Below are 26,218 nucleotides of genomic sequence, written 5' to 3'. Positions count from 1 at the left end.
CATGACCCCTTATTCCTACCCGGACGCGCGAAGGCATGGCGGAACCACGCAGGCTCACCGCGTCCGAAATCTGGCTTACATATGCACTTGGTCTGCTGAGAAGCGGCGTACCCCTGCTGTTCGCCGCGCCGTTCAGGTTTCGCGTGTAGCTCGATCAGCCGGTTCCCGGCATCCGAATCGGACACCATTGTGGCCGCTACGGCGGCTCCCACACCTCCTGTTTGTCGGCATTTCCAGTCGTCTCAAAATCTGAAAACAGAACTTTTGAATCTGCGGTGGAGCATCGACACTCTGGTGGGACAAGCTATCTGACAGCAGCCTGGCTGAGTCTAGTCGTATCAAACCTCTCGGCCCCGCACGGAAGCCGGTGTTTCGGATCCCGATTCCAGCGACGCGGACCCGTGGCACATCTCGCACGGCGCCGCTACTCCGATCGCGCATCCCCGAAGAAGATCCTGGTTCCGAGGCAAGTAACCGAGGAGAGACACCCGCGATCGGGCATCGTACATGCCGGGTCAGGGGCGGAATCAAGCCGGTACGTCCGCGACCGGCCAGACGGCCGAGCGAGGGGCCGCAGGACCTCCTCGCCTACACCGTCGATCGACAATGAATTACCGGTCGGCAGTTATAGCAATAAACTGGCAACCTCAGTTCTTGTTACCAATAGACACCACTTCCATCAATCGTCGCAGCGCCCCGACAATTCCATACGAGTGCCCATTCATCGACCCCGAAACAATCTGCATCGGGTACCGTCTCGCAGCACATACTTCCGTTCGGCAGGGCGCTCATATCAGGCGATGAATTGTTTCCACGCTTCCGCGTGCGCCGAAGATCGCTGCCGGAAAGGGGTGGTTCCCGAGAGAAGTCCAGCGTCCACGACGCTTTCACGCACGGCCGGACGGCGGTCGATCAGCGCTCACGACGGACATCGTCCCGGTCAGGCCGCGGATTCGGACGGCCGATAGCAGGCCGGGCAGGCACCGGCGACCATGCCGGAGCAATCGGCACGACCGCCGTGCCGGACGCACACCGGCACAACGCTGAAGACTTTTTGCCCGCAAGGGAATCGGGGCGGCGCCGCAGCCGTGTGCTGGTCCACCGGATACGGCCGCAAAAATTCTTGGTAGGAGAGTTAGGCAAATTGGCGTGGTGTCCCCTGCCGCACGCCAGGACCCGGCGTATGGACAATCACCGGGACGACGCGATGTCCGGCAGCACCGCTCGTTCACTCGCCCGTCCCGGACCGACCGCCGCCATTGTGGGGATCGGCGCGGGCGCGCCGGATCGTCGCCGACGTCGCACCGCCTTCTCTGCTTCGATGACGATCGGGACCACGAGCGACCAGCCCAGGCAGGCCAGCCACTGACCACCCGTCAGCGACCTCGTCATCAGCAGATCCTGCAGGAAGCCGATCTCGACCGCGAACACGGTGACCACGACCGGAATCGACAGGATCTTCACCGCGCCGAGAACCGGGGCGGTGACGCCGGACTCCGGGTCGCGGCGCATGACCAGGCCGCTCAGGATGGAACCGAACGACAGCACCACGAACGCCATGGTCATCGGGACACTCGCCGTAGTCGTGCTCATCTCCCCCGGCGCGAGCAGCATCGCGGCGAGCGTCACGGCCAGTTGCACAGCACCGTAGGCCAGCCACTGCACGAACGAATTCCGGTTCGCGATCGGCTTCGCCGGGTCGCGGGGCGGCTTGTTCATCAGATCCGGCGGCGGCGGATCCAGCATGATCACGGCGACCGGGAACAGGGTGATGAAGAAGTGCTGGAACAGCACCATGAGCGGGGTCAGCGCGACCCCGTCGTTGATGTCGAAGACGCTGGCGACGAGGAACAGCGCCACCAGCGCGAACAGCTTGGACATCTGATAGCGGATATAGGACACGATCTTGTCGTAGATGCCGCGCCCCAGCCGGATCGCGGTGATCAGGGTCCCGAAGTTGTCGTCGGTGAGCACCATCTTGCCCGCCTGCTTGGTGACTTCGCTGCCCGATCCCATCGCCACGCCGATATCGGCCTTCTTCAGCGCGGCGGCGTCGTTGACCGCGTCGCCGGTCATGGCCACCACGTCACCGCCGCGCTGCATGAGGTCGGCCAGCCGCAGTTTGTCCTGTGGGGTGACCCGCCCGAACACGTGCAGATTCGGCAGGGCCGCCGACAACTGCTCGTCGGTCATCGCCTGGAGTTCGCCGCCGCCGATCGCACCGGGCCCGAGGCCGAGTTCGGCCCCGATCGCGGACGCGGTGATCGCGTGATCTCCGGTGATCATGCGGACCTCGATGCCTGCCGCACGCGCGGTGCGCACCGCCTCGATCGCCTCGCGCCGCAGCGGATCGATGATCCCGACCATGCCGACGAAGGTGAGTTCTCCGACGAACGACATCGGGTCGGCAACGGCGGCTTCCTCCTGCTCGTCGAGCAAGCGTGCGGCGAAGGCCAGCACGCGCAACCCCTTCTCCGACATGGCGCGATTCGCGGCCGCGATCTCGTGCCGCATGTCGTCGATCGGCACGGCTCGCCTGCCCGGACGGTACGCGGTCGCGCACCGGTCCAGGACGACGTCGGGCCCGCCTTTGACCAATTCGACGAAGCGGGTGCTCCCGTCGACTTCCAGGTGGTGGAACGTCGCCATGAATTTGTAGGCCGAATCGAACGGCACTTCGGCGACCCGGGGGTAGGTTCGGCGGGTCAGGGGTGCGTCGACGCCGAGCTTGGCCGCCAGCACCACCAGCGCCGCCTCGGTCGGATCGCCCACGACCTCCCCGCTGTCGGCGACGGTGGCGTCGCTGTCCAGGCAAAGCCCGTAGGCCAGCAGGGTGAAGTCCGGCGCCGCCTGCCCGGCGGCGTGGGTGATCGCCCCGGACTTGTCGTACCCCTGGCCCTCGACGGTGTACCACCGGCCGTGGAAGTACAGCGACCGCACCGTCATCTGGTTCATCGTCAGCGTGCCGGTCTTGTCGGAGTTGATGGCGCTCGTCGCGCCGAGTGTCTCGACATCGGTGAGGTTCTTGACGACGGCCTTGGCCTCGGCCAGCCGGCGCGCCCCGTAGGCCAGCATCGCCTGCACGAATGTGGGCAAGCCGGTCGGGATCGCCGACACGCCCATCGAGATCCCGAGCAACAGCACCGCCGTGATGCTCTGCCCGCGGATCGCCCCGATGATCACGATGATCGCCACCGCCATCCAGGCGATCGCGCCCAGCACCTTCGTCAGCGCATCCAGCTCCCGTTGCAACGGCGACTTGCTCGGGGCGACCGCCGAGAGCATCGACGCGATCCGGCCCATCTCGGTGTCCGAGCCGGTCTCGGTGACCACCATGGCGGCGGTGCCGCGCGTCACCGATGTGTTCTGGAAGACCATGTCGGCCCGGTCGCCCAGGGCGACGTCGGCGGCGCCGAGCGTGTGGGCGTCCTTGGCGACGGGCGCGCTCTCCCCCGTCAGCGCCGCTTCCTGGGTCTCGAGGGTGGTGGATTTCAACAGCCTGCCGTCCGCGGGGACGATGTCGCCTGCCTCCAGTTCGACGATGTCGCCCGGCACGAGCTCGGTCGCGGCACAGCGCGTCAGCGACCCGTCGCGCACAACCCGCGCCTGCGGCGTCTGCATCTTCGCCAGCGCGTCGACGCTGGCCCGCGCCTTGACCTCCTGCTGGGTACCCAGCACGACATTGAGCCCGACCAGCACCCCGACCACGATCGCCGTCGGAATCTCGCCGATGATCACGCTGACCACCGTGACCACCAGCAGCATCAGGTTCATCGGATCCTTCGACTGCAGCAACGCCATCGCCCAGACCGACGGCGCGGGTTCCGCGGCGAGCTCGTTGGGCCCGTATCGCTTTCGCCGTTCCTCGACGTCGAGTGCGGTCAGGCCGGACTGCCGGTCCGAGCCGAGAGCCGCCAGCACCGCGTCCGCGTCCTGCGCGTACCAGACCGGTCGCCTCTCCGAGCCGGCCTGACGTACGCGGTCCCGCGCTGATTCCGTCGTTGCCATGTCCCGCTGGTCCTTTCTCGGCTGGGACCGCATGGCAGGTTCTCCAGCGCCCGATCCGGACGTGAGCGGGCACGAGGCCCCGATCGCCATGATGTCGCAGTGAGGTATCCAGACAACCACGGGCAAGCGATGGGCACACCGGATTGACCCAACAGAGACAGCACTGCGACCGACGCGCGGTCAGTGCTGGTCATCGCGGCTCGCAAACGACCTTCACCGCGTTCGAACGACGATCATAGGCACCTCCACCGAGTGCAGCAGGGTGTTGCTCGTCGAGCCCAGCAGCATGCTGGCGAACCCTCCTCTGCCGTGACTGCCGACCACAACCAACTGTGCGTTCGCCGACTCGTCCAGCAACGATCGGCCCGGCCGGCCCGCCGTGACGACGCGACGTACCGCGACGTCCGGGTAGCGATCGGCCCAACCGGCCAGACTCTCGGCCAGCACCGCCTCCGCCGACTCGCGCGCGCCGTCCCAGCCGCGGACCGGTGCGTCCGGACCGCTGGTGTCGCTCCACGCGTGCAGCGCGACCACGTCGACCTTTCGGCGTGACGCCTCCTCGAATGCCAGTTCGACGGCGGCCACACTGTTGTCGGTCCCATCGACGCCCACCAGCACGGGCTGCCGGGCCGATACGGCGTCGATCGCCGCGATGCCATGGATCACCGCGACCGGGCACCGCGCGTGATGGGTGGCCGCGGTGCTCACCGAGCCGAGCAGCCCCCGCTGGAAAGCACCCATCCCGCGACTGCCCACCACCAGCATCCACGCTCGCGCGGACCTTTCGATGAGCATGGGAATGATCAGTTCGAAAGTCACCTCGGTGGTGATGGCGGGTTCGGCGCCCGGCACTGCCGTGCGCGCCACCCGCGCCGCCTCCGTGAGGATGCGCTCGCCGTCGTCGCGCAACCACTCCAGATCGGCTTCTCCGAGCGACATCTCGGGGCCGAAACCGGTCTGGATCGCCATCGAAGTGACGATGTGCAGCGAGCGGTGATGCAGCGCGGCTTCGACCGCCGCCCAAGCGACCGCCTGGTACGAGCTGGCCGAGCCGTCGACGGCCGCCAAGATGGGAAAGGCGAGATTCGTTTCGCGCGAGGTGCTTTCGGTGGTCATGAAGATTCCCTCCGTCGAGAGCGGTGCCGCAGGCATCCCATCGGCCGTCCGCGCCGCCGCTGCCATCGGCATCGAGCATCTCGCGTCCCCCACGAAGGCGGCAGAGACGAAGGTCATTCACCGGGCGGGCCGTCGGACCTCTGCCGGAGGCTGCTTCTACGATTCGTCGGTCTCGGCCGGGTCATCCCGGCTCCGCGCGGCCGGCCGCAGTGGCAACCTGCCGGTGGCGAACAGCGGCGCGATGGCGAGCAGGGCAGTCACGGCCAACGCCACCCGCAAGGCTTCCAGCCGCGCCTCGGTGTTGACGGCTATGACGGCGTCCGCGGTGGACTGCTGCACTCCGGCGGCATGGAGGGCATCCTCGAGTTGGGTGTTGGACAGGAACGGCACGCCGCCCGCGAGTTCGGTGGTCGCCCGCTGCTGCACCGACGCGGGAACCGCGGGATCGCTTTCGATGCCCGCGACGACCGACGAGGTCAGGGTCGCGATCAGCACCGAGCCGATCAAGGCGGTGCCGAGCGATGCGCCGAGATTGGTCACGGTGTTCTGCAGCCCGCCGACCGCGCCGCTCTGCGCATCGGGCACCGACGAGACGGTGACAGCCCCCAACTGCGAGGCCAGAGCGCCCAGTCCGAGTCCCATCAGCAGCATCGGAATCGAGACCACCCCGGCGTTCGCTCCGGGGTCCATCCCGGCGACCAGAATCAGGATGCCGGTGATCATCGAGCCCAGCCCCAGCCGCACCACCCGCCGCGGGTTCGCCCGCGGCCGGAACTTCGGAATCGCCGTCGCCGCCAGAACCAGCGCCACCGACAGCGGCAGGATCCGCACGCCCGTTTCCACGGCGCTGAGTTCGAGCACCACCGACAGGAACAGCGGAACCGCGAAGAACACCCCCGCCTGCACCGTGAACTGAGCGAAGAACATGCTCAGGCCGCCGGTGAGCTGCCGATTACGCAGCAATCCCGGATCGACGAGCGGCTCCCGGCCCGTGTCGACCAGATGGGTCTGCCACCGCAGGAACAGGTACGAGACCAGCAGTCCGGCGATCACCAGCCAGATGACCGGGGACAGCCCGAGCACGGCGGGACCGCCCGGCTTCACCCGCACCCAGCCCCACGTGCTCGATCGCAGGACGCCGAAGACGACCATGCCGAGCCCGGCCACCGATAGCAGCGAGCCCACCAGATCGAGCCGCACCTGCTCCGCGGGGGCGTCCTCGATCCTGCGGAGCACCAGCAGGATCAGTACGACGATGACGACCTCGCCGAAGAACACGTACCGCCAGGACGCGTATGTCGTCACCGCGCCGCCGAGCAGCGGCCCCACCGCGACCGCCATCGCGCCGGCCGCCGCCACCAATCCATAGGCCGCCGCACGGCGTTCCGGGGCGAAGTTCGCAGCGACCAGGGACACGATCGCGGGCATGATCAGAGCCGCTCCGATCCCCTCGAGCAGCGACCAACCCAACAGCAGAACCGGCAGATTCGGCGCCAGGCCGGTGGTGCAGGAACCGGCGCCGTAGATCACCAGCCCGAGGCCGAACGCCCGGCGACGGCCCAGGATGGAGCCCACCTTCCCGCCGGTCAGCATCAGCGTCGCCATCACCAACGTGTAGAGGGTGATCGCGGTTTGGATTCCGGTGATCGTCGTACCGACGTCCTGGGCCACGGTCGCCATCGACACGTTCATCACCGAGCTGTCGAGCGTCATCAGGAATTGGCCCGCGGCCAGTACACCTAGTACCAGAACGGAATTCGGCCTGGCCTGCGATACCGAAGAACTCTCGATGCTCATGTCTCGGTTCCGTCCCGGTCTCGGCCGAGAGCCGGGGCCCGAGCCACTCGGCTACGGCGGCGGTCGCCGTGCCGGAACCGAGCAGCGCCCTGGCGTCGGCGATCTGTCGGCGGGCGACTTGCCGGGCCACCTGCCTGGTGTTCTGGTCCGGTGGCCGAATCGGCCACGCGCCCCGCCCTGACCCGCCGTCGGACAACCGCCGACGGTCGGAAGGGAACGCCGCAACATCCACCTCATTTGATCACAGACATTCACCGCGAGCCCGCAATTGCTCGCGGTGACCGGCTTGGATCACCGACCCGTTGCGCTTCGCTACAGGGACCTATCCCTGCTCGCCGAGCAGTCTGACACCCGTCACGATCGTGGGTTCGATAGCGATGACGGTGTCCATGAGCCCATCGGCCCACGGGCGCAGCAGCCGCGTATAGCGCGCGATCCGTTCGGGGTCGGTGACCGTACGCGCGAGACCGGTCACGACGACCGACCAGCCCACATGGCTCACCGCGTCGATGTCGTCGGCCTCGTACGCCACGACGACGGACGGATCGGCACGAACGGTGTCGGTGAGCCGTGAGGTGACCCGGGTACGCACGATGACCACACCGCCGTCGACGAAATGGTTGACCGGGCGAATCGCGGGCAGTGCGTCGCGAGTGAACACCACGCGTCCGTAGGCGACGCCGGCCAGCAGCCGCAGCGCCTCCTCGCGGTCGATCTCGACCATCGTGCGGCCCGCTACGCCGTGGTCCGCGACACGGCCGTTCGAGGCGATCATGATCTCGGGCCGGGGCACATCGCGCGTGCATCCACCTGGCAACAACCTCGCTCTCCGGTCTTCACTCGACACCACGGCCTCCCATATCATCACCGAGTCCTACTGCCGGACAGGGCAGAAAGTCCCCGATCCGTCCTCTTCGCGCAGCCGGTCCCGGCGGCTCGGGCCGCACCGCCGTGAAGGCGCGTCACGGTCGGATCTCCTCGGGCCGGGACGGTCGCCGGATCCCGGCCCGCTCCCGCAGCCGCCGGATCTCCCGCTCGATGCCTTCGGCGAGCACGGCGATATCGGGAGCGGTGTCATAGTCTCCGGTGATGCCGAAGGTCAGGTGGCCCGCATAACTGAGGACCGCGACCGCCGTGCGCAACCGCATGGCGATCGGCATGGCAGGCAGAAGTTCCGACACCACACGCCCGCGCACGGTCAGCTGTTCACGCGGGCCGGGCACATTCGTCACCAGCGCCCCCACGGTTCGTTGCGGAAACCGTGCCAGCAGACGAAGACTCCACGCCAGGGGCGCGAACGGCAGCAGGCCCGCCAGCGCGAGCACCGATTTCTCCGCCTGCGCTTCGCCTCCGGCCTTGTGCCGGTTCATCCGTTCCCGGATCGCCCTCAGCCGCTCCACCGGGTCGGCGACCTCGATCGGCAGAAACGGCAGCACCGCCGAAACTCGGTTGTCCAGTGTGTATTTCGCTTGTTCGGAGCGCATGGAGATCGGGACGAGAATACGCAGTTTGTCCGGAGACGGCCGTTCGTCGCGGCCGACCAACAGTTCACGATAAGCGGCGGCGACCGCGGCCAGGACGACATCGTTGACCGTGACGCCGAACACCGCGCCGATCTCATGGACATCCGACAGGGCGGCCCGGGCCACGACATACCGGCGCTGGCGTCCGATGGGGCCGTTCAGCGAGCACTCGGTGGCCGGCGACACGACGGCGGACAGCAGCGGCGCCAGACCGCGCGTCATGGCGACCACCGACCGCGGCACGACGACGGGTAGCCGCGACAGTTCTCGAACCAGATCCGGCCGGCGCACCTCGGTACGGTTCGGTGGCTCGGTCACCGGATCGTTCGGCTCCTCGGCCACGGCATCGCAGAAACTTCGGAACACCGAGATGCCGGATACGCCGTCCACCAGACTGTGATGCGCTTTGACCAGCAGTGCCCAGCGGTCCGCCGCGAGGTGTTCGACGACGACGCACTGCCACAGCGGATGGTCGCGATCGAGTCGCTCCTCGAGTTCCGTCGCCACCAATTCGCACAACGCGGCCTCGTCACCCGGCGCGGGCAGTGCGGTCCACCGAATATGGTGTGCGAGATCGAAATTGGGGTCGTCCTCCCACACCGGCGTGGCCAGGTCGAGCGGCGCCCGCCGCACCTTCTGGCGCAAGCGCGCGTTCCGCTGCACGCCCTTGGCGACTACGCCGCTCAGCTCGGACCTGCTCGGTGGGGCACCGGAGATGATCGCCACCGCGCCGATGCCGAGACTGATATGCCGGTCGGAGTCCTCCAGTTCCATGAAGCCGGAATCGAGGGGTCGTAGTTCTGTCATGGGGATGCTCATTCGAGTCGCTTCGTCTCTCCAGCATCGCGCGAAGCGTCGGTTCAGATGATGGCCGAAGGTCACCGAACGCAGGGCACTCCGGCCACGGCGCGCCCGTCGCCGGACCGGGACTCGGCCGTCGGCAGGCTTGGAAGCAACCCTCGACTCGGCGGCGTCACCAGGGGAAGAATCGGCGTATGCGAACCGTACTCATTCTCGGTGCGGGGTTCGGAGGGCTGGAGCTGGCCACCCGTCTGTCGGGTTCGCCGGCCGACGAACTCCGTGTCGTCATCATCGACCGAAACGACTCCTTCACCTTCGGCTTCGCCAAACTGGACATTCTGTTCCGTGACCTGCCCCCGGAGACAGCGCGGGTGCCGTATTCCCGCTTCACCCATCCGCGCGTCGAATTCCGGCAGGAGGAGGTCACCGAGATCGACCCGAGAGCACGCCGCGTCCGCACCGACCAGGCGGTGTACGACCCCGACATCCTCGTCGTCGCGCTGGGCGCCGACTACGATCCCGCCGCCACCCCCGGCTTCGTCGAGGACGGCTACGAGTACTACTCGATCGACGGCGCCCGCCGATTGCGCGAACGCCTGGCGGGTTTCGACGGCGGAGCCGTCGTCCTCGCGGTGCTGAGCGTCCCGTTCAAGTGCCCGCCCGCGCCCTACGAAGGCGCGATGCTCCTGCACGAAGCGCTCACCAGGCGCGGCATCCGGAACCGCACCCACATGCAGTTCTTCACCCCCATGGACGCACCGATTCCGGTGTCCACGCAAACCTCCGCCGCCATCGTCGAAGCGCTGGCGCGGCGTGGCATCGCCTATTCGCCGGGGCGCCGGGTGCACGCGCTCGACCCGGACCGCCACATCGCGGTCACCAGGACCGGCGAGGTGCCCTACGACCTGTTCATCGGAATCCCGAAGCACCGGGTTCCCGCAGTCGTCGAGGCGTCGGGGCTCACCGAGGGCGGGACCGACGGCTGGATCGCCGTGGACCCGCACACCCTCGAGACGCCGTATCCGGGCGTCTACGCCCTCGGTGACTGCGCCGACGCGCCGGTTCCGCGGGCGGGCGTGTTCGCCGAGGACGCCGCCCGCACGGTCGCCGCGGGCATCGAGGCCGGGTTCGGCGGCTCGGCGCCGCAGGAACAGTATCGCGGGCGGGGCACCTGCCATATCGAGTTCGGAGGCGGGCTGGTCGGCAAGGTCGAGGCCGATTTCCTCTCCGGTCCCGCGCCGGTCGCACCGTTCAGCGTGCCCTCGGTGGAACTCGCCAGGGAGAAGGCCGCCGCCGCCGAGGCCCGGCTGCACCGCTGGTTCACCGGCTGACCGAGTCCGCACCGCCCGGCTCGCCCGCTCGCCACGCGCGGGTCAGCACCGCGGCGATCTCGGCCAGGCCGGACGCGACGGTCATTCGCCAGTGCGTCGTCGACACAGGATGGTTGTGCACGCGGCCGTCGACGACCTCGCTCCAGATCGACGCGCCGACACAGCCGGTCGGATCGTCGAGCGCGGCGGTGAAATAGAGGACATCGCCCCGGTACACCGGCGGGACGTAGGCGCCGCGCAGCGCCACCGAGTGCACCGCCGCGTCCAGGATCCGGGTGACGCGGTCGGAGCCGAACGACGCGAACGGCTCCGGAAGTTCGGTCATCTTCTGCGGCAGCGCGACCCAGTCCACCTCCGCGACGTTGCCGAGGTCGCCCGCCTGCTCGCCCAGCAGGCCGCCGATCAACTCGGCCACCGGGACCTGGCCCGCGTCACCCGGCGGCGTGCCGGGCGGATCCGCCATGTAGCTGTCCATCACCGCGAGCAGCGCGACTCGCTCGCCTTCGCGTTGCAGCTGGACCGCCATCTCGTGCGCGATGACGCCGCCGAAGGACCAGCCGAGCAGATGGTAAGGACCGGTCGGCTGTTTCGCGCGGATCAGCTCGAGGTAGCGGCGGGCCCATTCCTCGATCGAATCCGGCATCACCTCATCGCCGGCCAGCACGGGCGTTTGCAGGCCGTAGAGCGGCCGTTCCGGGTCGAGGTAGGCGGCGAGGCCCGCATACGACCAAGAGATGCCCGACACGGGATGCACACAGAACAGCGGCGCGGCCGAACCGCCGGGACGCAGCGGCAGCAGCATGTCGAAGGCCGCCTCGGTCTGGACTTCGCCGCTCGCCCGGCGGGCCAGGTCGGCGACCAGTTCCGCGGGTGTGGGCGCGGTGAACACCCGCATCACCGGAATGCGGGTGCCCAGCGCGGACGACAGCCGCAGAGTCAGCTTCGCGGCGAGCAGTGAGTTGCCGCCGTGCTCGAAGAAGTTGTCGTCCATGCCGAAGCGCTCGGCGCCGAGCACCGCGGCGAAGGCGGCCGCGACGGTCGCCTCCACGGGAGTGACAGCAGCGCGGAACTCGCGCGCGCGGAACGCCGGCGCGGGCAACGCCCGCTTGTCGAGCTTGCCGTTGGGGGTCAACGGGATGGCGTCGATCACCACGATCGCGGCGGGCACCATGTAGCCGGTCAGGTGTTCGGCCACCTGTTCGCGCAACTCGGCCGGGTCCGGCCGCGCCCCCGGTTCGGGCAGGACATAACCCACGAGCTGGTCACCGAGCGTCGGATCGGTCCGGACCAGCGCGACGGCCTGACGCACGCCGGAACACCGCACCAGCGCCGATTCGATCTCCCCGAGTTCGATCCGGAACCCGCGCAACTGCACCTGCTGGTCGCCGCGACCGGAGTAGGCGAGGCCGGCGTCGCCGCCGAACCGGTTCCAGCGCGCGAGGTCACCCGAGCGGTACATCCGCGATCCCGGCGGCCCGAAGGGATTCGCGACGAACCGCGTCGCGGTGAGCCCGGGCCGCCCCACGTAGCCGCGGGAGAGCTGACCGCCCGCGACATAGATCTCACCGGGCGTACCGACCGGCGCCGGTCGCAGACGGATGTCCAGCACGTGCGTGTCCAGCCCGGGCAGCGCTCGTCCGATCAGGCTGGCCGGGCTTTCCATCAGCTCCGCGCCGACGTCCAGGAAGGAGACGTGCACGGTGGTCTCCGTGATGCCGTACATGTTGACCAGTCGCGGCGATTCCCCTGGACGACGCTCACGCCAGCGTCGCAGGTGCCGCAGGTCCAGCGCCTCACCGCCGAAGATCACATACCGCAGCGCGAATTCGCCGGACGCGGCCGAGGCGTCCCGATCGGCTTCGACCAGTTGACAGAATGCCGACGGCGTCTGGTTCAGCACCGTCACCTGCTCGCGAATCAGCAGCTCGCGGAACAGTTCCGGTGAGCGCGAGGTCGCGTAGTCGACCACGACGACGGTGCCGCCGGTCACCAGCGCGCACCACAGCTCCCACACCGAGAAGTCGAACGCGAAGGAGTGGAACAACGTCCAGACGTCGTGCTCGCCGAATTCGAACAGCGGCCGCGCCTCGGTGAACAGTCGCACCGCATTGCGATGCGTCACGCCGACGCCCTTCGGCACGCCCGTCGAACCCGACGTGTAGATGACGTAGGCGAGATTGTCCGGCAGCAGCGGCGACGCCCGGTCGGCGTCGGTGATCGGATCGTCGGCGAACTCCGCCGTCTGCTCCAGCAACACGGTGGGCAGGTCGGTGTCCGGGATGGCGGAGCGCTCGGCGGCGGTGGTCAGCACGCACACCGGTGCCGCGTCGGCGAGCACGAACGCCAGCCGCTGCGCCGGATAGCCGAGGTCGATCGGCAGGTACGCGGCGCCGGCGGCCAGCACTCCGAGCAACGCGACCGGTAGGTCCTCGGTGCGCGGAACCGCCACGGCGACCAGGGTCTCCGGGCCCGCTCCGGCGGCGATCAGCGCGCGGGCGATTCGATTCGCGCGCTTGTACAACGCGCCGAAACTCAGTGTGGCGGCACCGAACCGGACGGCCTCCGCCTCCGGCCTGCGCCGTGCCTGCTCGCCGATCAGCTCGGGCAGGGTCGCCACCGGTTCGGTCCCGGCCCGCGCCTCGTGCGCGACCGCCGGGCAGTGTTCGCTCTCGTCGAGGATGTCGATGTCCCACACCCGCGCCGAGGGATCTTCGGCGACCGCGGACACGATGCGCTCGAACCGGCGCGCGAAGGCGCGGACGGTCGATTCGTCGAACAGGTCCGTGGCGTAGGTGAAGGTCACCGCCGATTCCGTCCGGCCGTCGCCGCACGCCCGCGGCTCGACGACCACTTGCACATCGAATTTGGCCGTGATCTCGCCGTTGTCGACGGCGGTGACCGTCAGATCCGGCAACTCCAGGGTGGGCTGCTCGAGGTTCTGGAACGACAGCATCACCGGAAACAGCGAGGTGCGCGCTCCGCTGCGCGCGGGATCGGCCTCCTCGACCACTCGCTCGAAAGGAACATCCGCGTTGGTGAAGGCCGAGACGGCGACTTCACGGGAGCGCTCGACGAGATCGTGGAACCGCACGTCGGGGTCGACGTCGACGCGCAACGCCAGCGTGTTGACGAACATCCCGACCAAGTCGTCCAGCGCATGTTCGCCCCGGCCGGCCACTGGGGTCCCGATGACGACGTCCGTGGCGCCGCAGAGGCGTCCGATCAGCGTGGCGAGGGCCGCGTGCACCACCATGAACAGCGTCGCGTTGTGCTCGCGCGCGATGCCGGTCAGCCGCTCGTGTACCCGCGCCGGGATCGTGCAGCCGGTCGACGCGCCGCGCGTCGAGGCTGTCGAGGAGCGCGGGCGATCGGCTGGCAGTTCCAGCGGTCCGGTGAGCCCGGACAGCTGCCCGCGCCAATACGACAGCTGTTGCGCCGCAACGGAATCCTCGTCGTCCTCGGATCCGATCGTGCCGTGCTGCCAGATCGCGTAATCGGCGTACTGCACCGGCAGGGGCGACCAGTCCGGTTCGCCGCCGCCGAGCCTGGCCACGTAGGCGGTCACCAGGTCGCGGGCCAGCGGCGCGAGCGACGACCCGTCCGCCGAGATGTGGTGGGTCACGATGACGAGCAGATGATCTGGGCCCGAGGTGAACAGCCGCAGGCGCACGGGCGCGTCCGTGGTCACGTCGAAGCCCGCGGACATCAGCGCGTCCACCATGGCCGCGGCATCCGTGACACCGTGCTCGATCACGATGCCGTCGGGAAGGACCGCATCGGTCGGAAGGATCTCCTGATACGGCTGCCCGTCGGCGTCGACCGGGTAGCGGGTGCGCAGCACCTCGTGCCGTTCGATCACGTCGGCGAGCGCCTGGCGCAGCGCGGGCAGATCGAGAGTGCCGGTCAGCCGGACGGCGAAGGGCATGTTGTAGGCGGGCGAGTCCGGCTCGAGGCGGTTGAGCAACCACATCCGCTGCTGTGCAGGCGACAGCGGGATGCGATCCGGTCGTCGCACTCGCGCCAAGGGCGCGCGAGCCACGCCCGCCCCACCGGCGACCGCCCGCGCGGCGAGTGCCCACACCGCGGGCGCCTCGAACAGATCCCGCACGGTGACCCGCGATCCGAGCGCCTCGTTAACCCGTGCGACGGCCCGGGTGGCGAGCAGCGAATTGCCGCCGAGCGCGAAGAAGTCGTCGTCGATGCCCGCTCGCTCGACGCCGAGCAGTTCGGCGAACACCTGCGCGACGGCCTGTTCGGCGGGGCTGCGCGGCGCTCGGAACGCCGTGGTCTCGATGGCGGGCTCGGGCAGCGCTGTGCGATCGAGCTTCCCGCTCGCGTTCAGCGGCAGCGCTGCCAGCTCCACCAGCGCGGACGGGATCATGTACGCGGGCAGGACCGCCGACATCCCGGCAACGAGTTCGCCACGATCGATGACCTGCCCCGGACGCGCGACGACATAGGCCGCCAGCCGATCTCCCGACGACGATGCCACCACCGCCGCGACCGCTTGGCTCACCGACGGCTGCGCCAGCAGCGCCGTCTCGATCTCACCGAGTTCGATGCGTTGGCCGCGGAATTTCACCTGGAAGTCGGTGCGCCCGAGGTATTCCAGGCGTTGCGGCTCGTCCGCGCGAGGCGCACGCCAGACCGCCAGGTCGCCGGTGCGGTACATCCTGGTTCCGCGGTCGAACGGGTTGGCGACGAAACGGTCTGCGGTCAGCGCCGCTTGCCGCACGTATCCGCGGGCCAGCCGTTCCCCGGCCAGGTACAGCTCGCCCGGTACCCCGGCCGGAACCGGCCGCAGGCGCGAATCCAGCACGTATACCTGGGTATTCCACTGCGGCTGCCCGATCGGCACCGTCACACCGTCGCCCGTTCCGGCGGGCCGGTACGTCACCGAGACCGCCGCCTCGGTGGGTCCGTACAGGTTGTGCACCTGTGCGCCGGAGACCGCGCGGACCGCGCGCACGGTCTCCGGCGGCAGAGCTTCCCCGATGACGAACAGATCCCGCAGTGTCGCGAGACTTTCCGCCGTCGCATGGGCGGCGAACTCGGTCAACATGGAGGGCACGAAATCGGTGACCGTCACACGGTGCGCGGCGACGGCCGCGGCGAGGTAGGCGGCGTCACGATGCCCGTCGTGGTCGGCGAGCACGAGTTTCGCGCCCGCGCGCAACGGCATCAGGTAGCCCCACAGAGAGACGTCGAAGGTCGCCGCGGTCTTCTGCAGGTATACGTCCTGCGGGCCCATGGGGTACTGGGCGAGCATCCACTCGATCTGGTTGTCGATCGCGGCGTGCGAGACCGCCACACCCTTCGGACGCCCGGTCGAACCGGACGTGAAGATCACATAGGCGGGGTGCTGCGGCAGCACCGCCCGCCTCAGTTCGCCGGAACGAATCGCAGCTCCCGAGCGCTGGTCCGCGCCGAGGGCGTCCAGGGACAGGACGGCGACATGATCGGGTATCGGGATCGCGTCGGCGGAAGTGGTGAGCACGCAGACCGGTTTCGCGACCTCGAGCACGTGCGCGATCCGCTCGGCGGGGTGATCGGGGTCGAGCGGTACGTACGCGCCACCGGCGGTGAGGATCGCGTACATGCCGACCACGAGATCCACCGACCGCCGGACCGCGAGCGCCACAAGGGTTTCCGCGCCGACGCCGTGGTCGGCGAGTACCCGGGCGAGCCGGTTGACCCGCTCGTCGAACTCGCGGTAGGTCAACTGCGTATCCGCGTGGACCACCGCTATCTCGTCCGGGTGCCGTGCTACCGCACGCCGGTACCCGTCGAGCACCAGCCCCGCCGCGATCGGGTGCCGGGTGTCGTTCCACCCGGCCAGGATCGCGGCGCGCTCCGCGGAATCGAGCAAGTCGATCTCCCCGACCGCCCGATCCGCCGAATCCGCGACAGCCGCGAGGATCACGCACAGCCGCCGGGCGAATCCCGCCACCGTGGCCTCGTCGAACAGGTCGGTGGAATAGGTGAACGCGGCCGAGATGCCCAGCGGCGTCCGCTCGTCCTCGTGCGGCACCATGGTCAGCTCGAGGTCGAATTTCGCCAGCGGCAGCGCGAAGTCCACCGCGGAAACCCGCAGCCCGGGCAGTTCCAGTGTCGTCGGCGCGAAGTTCTGGAAGGTCAGCATGGTCTGGAACAGCGGGTGATGCGCGCTCGACCGCACCGGGTCGAGCTCCTCCACCAGGCGTTCGAATGGCACGTCGGCGTGGCCGAAGGCCTCGATGTCCCGCCTGCGCACCTGCTCGAGCAGCTCGGTGAAGCTGTGGCCGGGGTCGATCTCGATACGCAGCGCGAGGGTGTTGACGAACATGCCGATCAGGCCGTCCACCGTGGCCTCGCCACGACCGGCCACCGGCGCGCCGACGGTGATGTCGCGGGTGTTCGACAGCCGGGCCAGCAAGACCGTGTACGCGGCGTGCGCGACCATGAACAACGTCGCGTCGTGGCGGTGTGCCAGCCGGTCCAGTGCGGCGTGCACCGCCGCGTCGATCTTGAATTCGTGGGTGGCGCCGCGACCGGAGAACACCGCGGGGCGCGGCCGGTCGGCGGGTAGGTCCAGCCGTTCCGGCAGGTCCGCCAGCCGCTGCCGCCAGAAACCGAGCTGGCGGGCGAGCGTCGAGTCCGGATCGCTCTCAGCGCCGAGCATCTCGCGCTGCCACAACGTGTAGTCCGCGTACTGCAAGGGCAACGGCTGCCAAGCGGGAGCGTGGCCCTCGGTCCTGGCCGAGTACGCGCTCATCAGATCGGCGGTCAGCGGGCCCATCGAGGAGCCGTCGGCGGCGATGTGGTGGACCACGCCGACCAGCACGTGCTCGGACTCGCTCGAACGCAGCAGACGCAACCGGAGCGGCGGCGCGGCCGTGACATCGAAGCCCTCGACCACCGCGGCCACCGTGTGCTCGAGGACTTCGGCTTCGGCGACGTCGAGCACCGGCAGCTCGGGCACCGCGCCCGGCTCCGACAGCGCGTGCACCCGCTGGCTGCCCGTCCCGTCGCGCTCCGGATAGCTGGTCCGCAGCACCTCGTGCCGCTCGACCAGATCCCGGATCGCCGCCCGCAGCGCGTCCACGTCCAGCTGTCCGCTCAACCGCACCGCCAGTGGGATGTTGTTGCTCGCCGCGGCCGGGTCGAACCGATTGAGGAACCACATCCGGCGCTGTGCGTACGACAGCGGCACCCGGTCCGGTCGCGCCATCGGTCGCGGCGCCGGGTGGGTGACTCGAGCCAGTTCGTTCAGGCGTTCGGCCAGTTTCGCCACCACCGAGGCCTCGAACAACAGCGCGACCGGAACGCGGACGCCCAGCGTGGTACCGAGCCGCGCCGCGGCCTGCGTCGCGATCAGCGAATTGCCGCCCAGTTCGAAGAAGTCGTCGCCGGCACCGACCCGGGCGGTTTCGGAGTCGCCCGGCGGGAGGAGCAGCGCGGCGAAGACGTCGGCGACCACCTGCTCGGTCGGAGTGGCGGGCGCACGGAACTGCCTGGTGTTGAGCACCGGCTCCGGCAGCGCGGCGCGATCCAGCTTGCCGACCGGTGTCAGCGGGAGTTCGTCGAGCACCGTGATCGCGGCCGGAATCATGTATGCCGGAAGGGTTTTCGCCAGGAGATCGGCCAATTCGGCGGTGTCGAGCGCCACCCGGACGCTGCCGTCCGGGCCGGTCACCGCTCGTGGCAGCACGTAGGAGACCAGCGCGGTGGCGCCGGACGGCAGTGTCGTGCCGAGTGTCGCGGCGTAGTCGACGTCGGGGTGGGCGGTCAGCGCGTTGTCGATCTCGCCGAGTTCGATCCGCAGCCCTCGGATCTTGACCTGGAAGTCCACCCGCCCGTGGTGTTCGAGGTGTCCCGCCGAGTCGCGCCGTACCAGATCGCCGGTGCGATACATGCGGGAGCCGGGTGCCGCCGCGAACGGATTGGCGACGAATCGGTCCGCGGTCAGCCCGGGGCGTCCGAGGTACCCCTGCGCCAGCGCCGGTCCGGACAGATACAGCTCGCCGATCACGCCGGTGGGCACCATCCGCAGCCGCGCGTCCAGCACATGGACGCCCAGCCCCGGGACCGGAGTGCCGATATGGGTCGCGCCGCCCGCACACAGCGCCTCGGTGCCGGTGGCGAAGATGGTGGTCTCGGTGGGGCCGTAGACGATATAGAAGGACCGGGCGCCGGTCGCCCACCGTGCGGCCAGCTCGGGGCCCACACGCTCCCCGCCGCACAGGATGGCCCTGAGGTCGTCGAGCCCGGCCGGCTCGATGGATTCCAGGGCTCCCGGGGTGATGCACAGATGCGTGACCCGCTCGCGCCGCAGCAGATCGGCCAGTTCGGCGCCGCCGAACACCGTGGGCGGCGCCACGACCAGCGTCGCGCCCGCCGAGAAGGCGAGCAGCATCTCGATCACCGAGAAGTCGAAGCTCGGCGTGCACAGATGCGAGACGCGTGATGCCCGGCTCACCGCCCGGGCGGCGATCTCGTGCTCGACCAGGCCCGCGAGACCGGCATGGGTGACCGCTACGCCTTTCGGCTTGCCCGTCGAGCCGGAGGTGTAGATCAGGTAGGCGAGGTGCTGTTCGGTGAGGGGACGAAGCCGGTCCAGGTAGCAGATCGAATGGCCGGGCGCGGCGGCGACCTTCTCCCGGTGCGCTTCGGAATCGAGTTCGATCCACGTCATGCCGGGCGCGACGAGTGCCGCGCGATGCGCCGATGTGGTGAGGCCGACGACGGCGCCGCAGTCGGCGATCATGTGTGCGATTCGATCCGCCGGATAGGAGGGATCGACGGGCACGTAGGTGGCACCGGTCTTCGCGACCGCCCACACCGCGAGCACCGACTCGATCGAGCGGGTGACGGCCACCGCGACGAAGTCTCCCGGCCCTACGCCGAACCCGATCAGGTAGCGGGCCCATCGCGACGACATCTCGTCCAATTCCCGGTAGCTGAGCTCACGCTGGTCCACGGGATCGCCGGTGGGATTGTACCGGAGGGCCGCCGAGTCGAACGCCGTGTCGACCGCGGCCGTGAGCAGTTGCGGGAACAGAAGATTGCGTGCTCGTGAATGCTGGGTGCGACGTGCGGAACGGCGTGTCGGGGTCATGCGGCGGCGAGTTCACTCTCTGGTCGATCATCGTCCGCTCCGGCTATGGAGCCAGAAGCGGTGCCTCAAATGCGTGAACCATGACCCGAGCGTGCAGAACGGACCTTAGCGAACACCGATCGGATCGGCGCGCCGAGGTTGGTAAAGGTCCTAGGATTACCCGCACCCGCATTGGGCTATGACATGGTGTGATGTGAAAAACATTCGTTTGGGCACCACCCGTCAACGCTATTCATTGTGCCGCAAATCACTATGCAAGGCTTTCAGCTATGACGCATGGGGCGCGGTCTCCCCGAGCTGCCATGTGCCGATATCGGCGCGAGCGCGCAACACCGATCCTTCGACCGCGAGCGAGGAGCAACCGTGCAGACACCCTCGATCCATGTGGCCTCCCTACGGAAGGGTGAGCAGATCCACCGCAGCGAACTCGGCTCGCTCACCCGGCTCACCGCCGACAGCTTCCCGATCCTCAGCGGGCTCTCGATCAAACGCCTGACGCTCGCGCCCGGCGCGATCCGCGAACCGCACTGGCACGCCAACGCCACCGAACTCACCTATTGCACCGCGGGGCGGGCCCTGGTCTCGGTCTTGGACGACGGCAGCCGATTCTCCTCGTTCCTGGTGAGCGCGGGCGAGATGTTCCACATCGACTCCGGCGCGCTGCATCACGTGGAGAACGTCGGCGATACCGAGGCCGAGTTCATCCTCGCCTTCCGCCACGAACGACCGGAGGACTTCGGATTCAGCGCGAGCCTCGGCGCGATGACCGATTCGGTGCTCGGCAACACCTACGACCTGCCCGCCGAGGACTTCGCGAAGATCCGGCGCGACACCACAGCAAAACTCGTCGTGCGACGCGAGGGCGAGCCCGACATCCCGTGCACCGCCCGCTACGGCGATCCGCACCACTTCGCGATCGAGGCGATGCCCGCCCCGGTGGACTCGCCGGTCGGTTCCGCGCGTACCGCCCGCGCCCAGTTCTGGCCCGCATTGCGTGACATCTCGATGTACTCGCTGCGGGTGCGCGAAGACGGCATGCGTGAACCGCACTGGCATCCGGTGACCGCCGAAATGGGCTACGTCCATCGCGGCTCGGCGCGAATGACGATCATGGATCCGGACGGCACCTTGGACACCTACATCGTGCGCGAAGGCGAGGTGTACTTCGTCCCGCGCGCCTACCCGCACCACATCGAAGTCGTCGACTCCCCCGAGATCCACTTGCTGATCTTCTTCGACCAACCCACGCCCGCGGACATCGGCTACCGCGCCTCGATGAGCGCCTATTCCAGGAAAGTGCTCGCCGCGACGTTCGGCGTCGCCCTGGACGCTCTTCCCGACCTGCCCTTCACGCCGAGCGATCCGTTGATCGTCACGCGGAACAACGCACTCGTCCGGTAGTCGCGGCGCGGCGTCGACCGCCCGCGACATCGAGCATTCGCTGCCAATTGATCGTCAGGTAATTTACCATCGAGTCAATTCAGCGGACGGAGCGCAGCGATGGCGACGAAATCGTGGTGGGGTTGGGGCAACCGGGAGGACGCGGTCACCGGGACCGAGCGGAAGGTCCTGACCGAACGCGTGGCGGCACTGCTGCCGAAAGCCGAGTTGACCGTGCACGAGGCGCCGGACCTGACGTCGTTGAGCGTGCCTCCGCCACGCGTCCGGGTGCCGGACGCGTTGACCCCCTTGGCCTCCGAAGACCTCGGCGACCGGGTCGCACACGGCCATGGGCAGGCATTCCGCGATGTGGTGCGCAATCTGCTCGGCCGCGTCGACCACGTACCCGACCAGGTGTTGCGGCCGCGGACCGAGCAGGACGTCCTCGACATCCTGGACTGGTGCGCGAGCGCGGGCGTCGCCGTGGTGCCGTTCGGCGGCGGAACGTCGGTGGTGGGTGGTGTCGAACTCCGCGGCGCCGACGCCTACGCCGGGTCGGTGTCGCTGGACACCGGCCGCCTGAGTCGGATCGTCGAACTCGACCGCACCAGCCGAGCCGCACGAATCCAAGCGGGCATACTCGGCCCGGCGCTGGAAGCGGCATTGCGGCCGGATGGCTTGACGCTGCGGCACTTTCCGCAGTCGTTCGAGTTCTCCACGCTCGGCGGCTGGCTGGCCACCCGGGCGGGCGGGCACTACGCGACCGTCTACACCCACATCGACGACATGGTCGAATCGCTACGGGTGGTCACACCGGCCGGGATCAGCGAATCCCGCAGGCTGCCCGCGTCCGGCGCGGGTCCGTCACCCGATCGGATGTTCCTCGGCTCGGAGGGCATCCTCGGCGTCATCACCGAAGCGTGGATGCGCTTGCAGGATCGTCCGCGCTGGCGGTCCGGGGCGTCGGTGGTGTTCGGCGACTACGGCGCGGCCGTGGCCGCGACGCGCGCCATCGCCCAGTCCGCGTTGTATCCGGCGAACTGCCGGCTGCTGGATCCGGTGGAAGCGTTCATCAACGCGGGCACCAGCGCGGCGGGCGGGGTGCTCGTCCTCGGCTTCGAGTCCGCCGACCATCCCGTCGACGAGCCGATGCGTCGTGCGGTCCAGATCTGCCGCGAGCACGGCGGCACGATTCCGGACGGGGTCCGCACCACCGATTCCGCCGAAGACTCGGCGCGCACGGGCGCGGCCGACGCGTGGCGCTCGGCGTTCCTCCGCATGCCCTACCAGCGCGACGCGCTCGCCGCCCAATCCATGATCGTCGAGACCTTCGAAACAGCGTGCACCTGGGACCGTTTCGAGGCCCTGCGAGCGGCGGTGCGGGAAGCGACCACGGACGCGTTCCGATCCGCCGGTGTGACCGGTGTTTCGACCTGCCGGTTCACCCATGTCTATCCGGACGGACCCGCGCCGTACTTCGGCATCTACGCCGCGGGCCGGTGGGGACGGACCGTCGAGCAATGGGACGAGATCAAGACGGCCGTGTCGGAGGCGCTGCACCGCAACGGCGCGACCATCACGCACCATCACGCCGTCGGCCGCGACCACCGCCCCTGGTACGACCGCCAGCGACCCGAACCTTTCGCCGCGGCGCTGCGCGCGGCCAAATCGGCACTCGATCCCGCGGGCATCCTCAATCCCGGTGTGCTGATCGACCCGGTCGTACACCGGGCCACCGGGGAGGACCGGTGAGCAGGCCGGGCACCAAGGGCGTGCCGCGCGAGCGGCGGGAAGAGCAGATCCTCGACATCGCCACCACCGAATTCGGCGAACGCGGCTACGCCAAGGCTTCGGTCGCCGAAATCTCCTCGGCCGCAGGCGTGTCCAAGCCGCTCGTGTACGCCTACTTCGGCTCCCGCGACGCACTGCACGCGGCTTGCGTGCACCGCGCCGGGAAGAGCCTGGTCGACGCGGTCGCGGCGGCCCAGTCCACGCATGGTGCGCACGACCGGGCGCTGGCGACACTGACCGGGATCTTCCACGCACTGGACGGACGCACCCAGAACTGGAAGATCGTCTACGACCCCACACTGCCACGTCCGGGTGCGGCCTTCGCGGTGGCCCGGCATTATCAGGATGCCTTGAACGGCATGGGCTCGGCAGGGGTATCGGAGATTCTGGCCGATGCCGGCATCTCCGATCCCGGCGATCACTCGCTGCTGCTGGCGCTGTGGTTCAGCATCGTGTCCACCACCATCTCGTGGTGGAGCGACCATCCCGACCACACGCCCGAGGACATGACCCAGCGCTGCCTGCGCCTGTTCACCACGGTCCGTGGAACGACCACTCGACGGACCTGATCGCGGTCGCCTTGCGTCGCAATGCAACACCTCGTCGCGGGCGACGCATTGCGCGCGGAACAAGCGGACATGCGCCGCACGCCGACGGGCGTGAGCGGCTGCCCACCCGCGACGTGCACAGCGCGACGGAAGATACCGACGACGACCGCGCGCCCGTCGGTGACGGGCGCTCAGACGCTCGGGGTCAGTGCACGGAGAGGTTTGTCGAGTTCACGGCGGTAGAAGTCCAGGAAGCCGTCGGGGTCGGGACCGGCGTTCTGCATCACGAGATGGTCGAAGCCCGCATCGGTGTACTGCTGGGCGGCATCGAGATAGCGGGCCGGGTCCGGACCGCAGGCGAAGTTGTCGAGGACGTCTTCGAGCCGGACGGTGGTGGTCGCCGCGGCGAAATTGACCGGGTTCGGCAACTCGCTCATCACCTTCCAGCCCGTCAGGGCCCAGCGGGTGGTATCGAGCACCGCCTTCGCCGCCGTTTCCTCGTCGGGCGCCCACGCCATGCCGACTTCCGCGTATCGGGGGCCCGCGCCGCCCGACGCGCGGTAGCGCTCGACGATTTCGGATTCGGGCTCGGTCGCGAACAGGCCGTCGCCGAGTTCCGCGGCGATGCAGGCCGCCTCCAGCCCACCGCTGGCGACGGCGATGGGCGGGAGGGTCTCGGGCAGATCGAAGACCCGTGCGTCGGAAAGGCTCAGGAATTCCCCGTCGTAGGAGTGATAGCCGCCGCTCCAGAGCAAGCGGATGATCTCGATGGCCTCGCGCAGCATGCGATGCCGGATGCGTACGGGCGGGAATTCCCGGCCGACAACATGCTCGTTGAGACGTTCACCAGAACCGACACCGAGGGTGAAGCGGTTGCCGGACAAGATGGCCAGAGTGGCTGCCGCCTGCGCGACGATCGCGGGGTGGTATCGCAGAATGGGGCAGGTCACTCCGGTCGCGAGCTCGATCCGCTCGGTCTTCGCCGCGATGGTTCCGAGCACTGTCCAGGCGAACGGCGAGTGCCCTTGGTTGTCCAGCCAAGGATGGAAGTGGTCACTGATCTCGACGAAGTCGAAACCCGCCTCTTCCGCCCGAACGGCTTGCCGGACAAGCTCGTTCGGACCGAATGCCTCGGCCGCCAGTTTGTACCCGATGCGCATCGCCACCTCCTGGTTCGACTGGGAGCGTCCGGCCACCGCGCGAACCGGCTCTTGGCGCGCGTACCCGGCATGCGGCGGTGAAAACGTCGCCGCGCCCCGGGCGGTGCCGGGGCAACGGGCTACCGCGTCATTCGGCCGACCGGCGACAAAGCGCTACCCGGTCGGTTCACTCACGAGTCGGCCAGTAACTGGCAGCGTGCCGGCCCTGCGGCACATAGGTGTTCTCGTCGTCGACTTCCGTGACACCCAGGTGCAGCAGTAGCAGCACCGTCACCAGGCTGATGCTCACGATCAGCGGGGTGAGCAACTGCGTCGCGCCGGCCCCGGAAGGTGCGTGCATGTGCTCGGCTTCGTGCACGCGCATCGCGAGCATGCCCGTGTAGTGCATGCCGGACACCGCGACACCCATGACCGCCGCCGCGCCGACGGTGACGAGCGTGCTGCGGGTGTGCAGCGTGAACCACAACGCGGCGGTCGCCGCGACGACGGCGATCACCATGGACAACGCGACGATCCGTCCGTCGTAGCCGATCATCGCGTCGGATTTCATGGCGTACATGCCCGCGTAGTGCATCGCGCCGACGCCCAGACCGGTCACCCCGCCGCCGGCCAGCAGTCCCACCGGTCCCAGCGCTCGCTGGTGTGCGATGCGCAGTCCGATCCACACCACCACCATGGCGATCACGGCGCTGAGCAGGGTGATCGGAACGTTGTACCGGATCGTCGCCCCCTCGATGGCGAAGCCGAGCATCGCGATGAAGTGCATGACCCAGATGCCGGTGCCGCCGATCGCGACCGCCGCGGCGATCAGCCAGCCGTCGCGTGCGGACCCGGTACGAGATCTGGCCACGCATCGAAGTCCCAGCAATGATCCGGTGAACGACATGACGTAGGCGACGATGGGCGTAAGCCATCCGTGACTGAAGTGGTCGATTTCCAGCACGCGACACTCCTCGCTGGATAGATTCGAGCCATCGGCGACGCGAAGCCCGGATCTCACATAGTGAAACTGCAGGTAGATAGTTTAGAGTACTACTATCCTCTTTATAAACATAGGATGAGTTCCAAATAGCGGGAAGTGCGCTGGTAGGCCATCGAAGCGACGGCGCTTCGGCCCACAGCGCCACCTCCGCGCGTAAGGGCGCTCGACAGCTAGTATCTGGCTTCCACGTGACGGCAGCACGACCCGTATCCCACTCACCGGACCCGTGGCCGCCGGCCGCCGGCATCCGGCATCCGGCATCCGGCATCCGGCATCCGGCATCCGGCATCCGGCATCCGGCATCCGGCATCCGGCATCCGGCATCCGGCATCCGGCATCCGAGCGGTAGCCGAACTTCGAAGGGCCGTATCGGTCAACCGGACTCCTGGTCGGATGCACGTGCGAATGCGATTTCGGCGCGGCGGCCGAACCTTTCGGAAGCCGAGCGCGGGCACAATCACAGTTAACGCCCAAGTCCGGACGCGACGGCCGGCCTCCGTCCCCGATGATCCACTCCGGCAGAGACCTTCACGCCCTCGTATCCCCTGGGATCATCGTGGCGAGGCCAGCATGAACGCGACGATCGGGAACCCCGATTCCGGCGCTGCCGCGGCGGCGCAACGGAGCGAGACGAGCCGGCGAGCACGCCGAATCGCGACTTCTGGCGAACTTTCAGCGTTTCTC

General features: G+C 68.6%; 12 protein-coding genes. 4 read left to right on the top strand and 8 right to left on the bottom strand.

The genetic code is table 11. The features are described from left to right. Positions 1-1,191: 1,191 nt before the first annotated feature. The 5 genes from ABZ824_RS25690 to ABZ824_RS25670 form a co-directional block, all read right to left on the bottom strand. On the bottom strand, positions 1,192-4,008 hold the full coding sequence (locus tag ABZ824_RS25690) for a cation-transporting P-type ATPase (RefSeq protein ID WP_356965760.1): 2,817 nt from the start codon (positions 4,006-4,008) through the stop codon (positions 1,192-1,194). Positions 4,009-4,221: 213 nt separating this feature from the next. Beyond that, positions 4,222-5,124 carry a universal stress protein gene (locus ABZ824_RS25685; RefSeq protein ID WP_356965759.1) on the bottom strand — a complete coding sequence of 301 codons (903 nt, stop codon included), beginning with the start codon at positions 5,122-5,124 and terminating at the stop codon, positions 4,222-4,224. A 156-nt stretch (positions 5,125-5,280) separates the two neighbouring features. Beyond that, the gene (locus ABZ824_RS25680) at positions 5,281-6,921 is read right to left on the bottom strand and encodes an MFS transporter (protein WP_356965757.1); all 1,641 of its coding nucleotides are present in this window, start codon (positions 6,919-6,921) and stop codon (positions 5,281-5,283) included. Between the two features lie 322 nt (positions 6,922-7,243). Then, positions 7,244-7,696, bottom strand: a complete 453-nt coding sequence (locus tag ABZ824_RS25675; protein WP_356965951.1) for a pyridoxamine 5'-phosphate oxidase family protein — start codon at positions 7,694-7,696, stop codon at positions 7,244-7,246. Positions 7,697-7,883: 187 nt separating this feature from the next. Continuing rightward, complete coding sequence (locus ABZ824_RS25670) at positions 7,884-9,251, bottom strand: wax ester/triacylglycerol synthase family O-acyltransferase (protein WP_356965755.1); 1,368 nt, start codon at positions 9,249-9,251, stop codon at positions 7,884-7,886. A 188-nt stretch (positions 9,252-9,439) separates the two neighbouring features. Between ABZ824_RS25670 and ABZ824_RS25665 the strand changes: the two genes are divergently transcribed. After that, a complete protein-coding gene (locus ABZ824_RS25665; protein WP_356965753.1) occupies positions 9,440-10,576 on the top strand; it encodes an FAD-dependent oxidoreductase in 1,137 nt (378 codons plus the stop codon). Here the strand turns inward: ABZ824_RS25665 and ABZ824_RS25660 are convergent. After that, the gene (locus ABZ824_RS25660) at positions 10,566-19,673 is read right to left on the bottom strand and encodes an amino acid adenylation domain-containing protein (protein WP_356965751.1); all 9,108 of its coding nucleotides are present in this window, start codon (positions 19,671-19,673) and stop codon (positions 10,566-10,568) included. The genes ABZ824_RS25665 and ABZ824_RS25660 overlap by 11 nt on opposite strands. A 363-nt stretch (positions 19,674-20,036) precedes the next feature. On the opposite strand from ABZ824_RS25660, the gene ABZ824_RS25655 reads away from it, so the two are divergent. From ABZ824_RS25655 to ABZ824_RS25645, 3 genes are all read left to right on the top strand, one after another. Then, a complete protein-coding gene (locus tag ABZ824_RS25655) occupies positions 20,037-21,074 on the top strand; it encodes a cupin domain-containing protein (RefSeq protein WP_355075326.1) in 1,038 nt (345 codons plus the stop codon). Between the two features lie 99 nt (positions 21,075-21,173). After that, positions 21,174-22,805, top strand: a complete 1,632-nt coding sequence (locus ABZ824_RS25650; RefSeq protein ID WP_356965749.1) for an FAD-binding oxidoreductase — start codon at positions 21,174-21,176, stop codon at positions 22,803-22,805. Continuing rightward, positions 22,802-23,413, top strand: coding sequence for a TetR/AcrR family transcriptional regulator (locus tag ABZ824_RS25645; RefSeq protein WP_356965748.1), 612 nt, complete (start codon positions 22,802-22,804; stop codon positions 23,411-23,413). The genes ABZ824_RS25650 and ABZ824_RS25645 overlap by 4 nt, the downstream gene beginning before the upstream one ends. Before the next feature lie 170 nt (positions 23,414-23,583). Here the strand turns inward: ABZ824_RS25645 and ABZ824_RS25640 are convergent, their stop codons facing one another. Together ABZ824_RS25640 and ABZ824_RS25635 are read right to left on the bottom strand one after the other, a co-directional pair. Then, positions 23,584-24,552 carry a TIGR03557 family F420-dependent LLM class oxidoreductase gene (locus ABZ824_RS25640; protein WP_355075320.1) on the bottom strand — a complete coding sequence of 323 codons (969 nt, stop codon included), beginning with the start codon at positions 24,550-24,552 and terminating at the stop codon, positions 23,584-23,586. A 166-nt stretch (positions 24,553-24,718) separates the two neighbouring features. Next, positions 24,719-25,495: an MHYT domain-containing protein gene (locus ABZ824_RS25635; protein ID WP_356965745.1), complete on the bottom strand. Its 777-nt coding sequence runs from the start codon at positions 25,493-25,495 to the stop codon at positions 24,719-24,721. Between the last annotated feature and the right edge of the window lie 723 nt (positions 25,496-26,218).

Source organism: Nocardia sp. NPDC047038 (genome assembly GCF_040644075.1).
GTDB classification, from domain to species: Bacteria; Actinomycetota; Actinomycetes; order Mycobacteriales; family Mycobacteriaceae; genus Nocardia; species Nocardia sichangensis.
The sequence above is the reverse complement of the archived record's forward strand: the minus strand, read 5'-3'. Positions and strand labels throughout refer to the sequence as shown.

Coding starts and splice junctions, on each gene's coding strand:
- ABZ824_RS25690 (WP_356965760.1), bottom strand. CDS start 4,008: ATGGCAACGACGGAATCAGCGCGGGACCGCGTACGTCAGGCCGGCTCG.
- ABZ824_RS25685 (WP_356965759.1), bottom strand. CDS start 5,124: ATGACCACCGAAAGCACCTCGCGCGAAACGAATCTCGCCTTTCCCATC.
- ABZ824_RS25680 (WP_356965757.1), bottom strand. CDS start 6,921: ATGAGCATCGAGAGTTCTTCGGTATCGCAGGCCAGGCCGAATTCCGTT.
- ABZ824_RS25675 (WP_356965951.1), bottom strand. CDS start 7,696: ATGATCGCCTCGAACGGCCGTGTCGCGGACCACGGCGTAGCGGGCCGC.
- ABZ824_RS25670 (WP_356965755.1), bottom strand. CDS start 9,251: ATGACAGAACTACGACCCCTCGATTCCGGCTTCATGGAACTGGAGGAC.
- ABZ824_RS25665 (WP_356965753.1), top strand. CDS start 9,440: ATGCGAACCGTACTCATTCTCGGTGCGGGGTTCGGAGGGCTGGAGCTG.
- ABZ824_RS25660 (WP_356965751.1), bottom strand. CDS start 19,673: ATGACCCCGACACGCCGTTCCGCACGTCGCACCCAGCATTCACGAGCA.
- ABZ824_RS25650 (WP_356965749.1), top strand. CDS start 21,174: ATGGCGACGAAATCGTGGTGGGGTTGGGGCAACCGGGAGGACGCGGTC.
- ABZ824_RS25640 (WP_355075320.1), bottom strand. CDS start 24,552: ATGCGCATCGGGTACAAACTGGCGGCCGAGGCATTCGGTCCGAACGAG.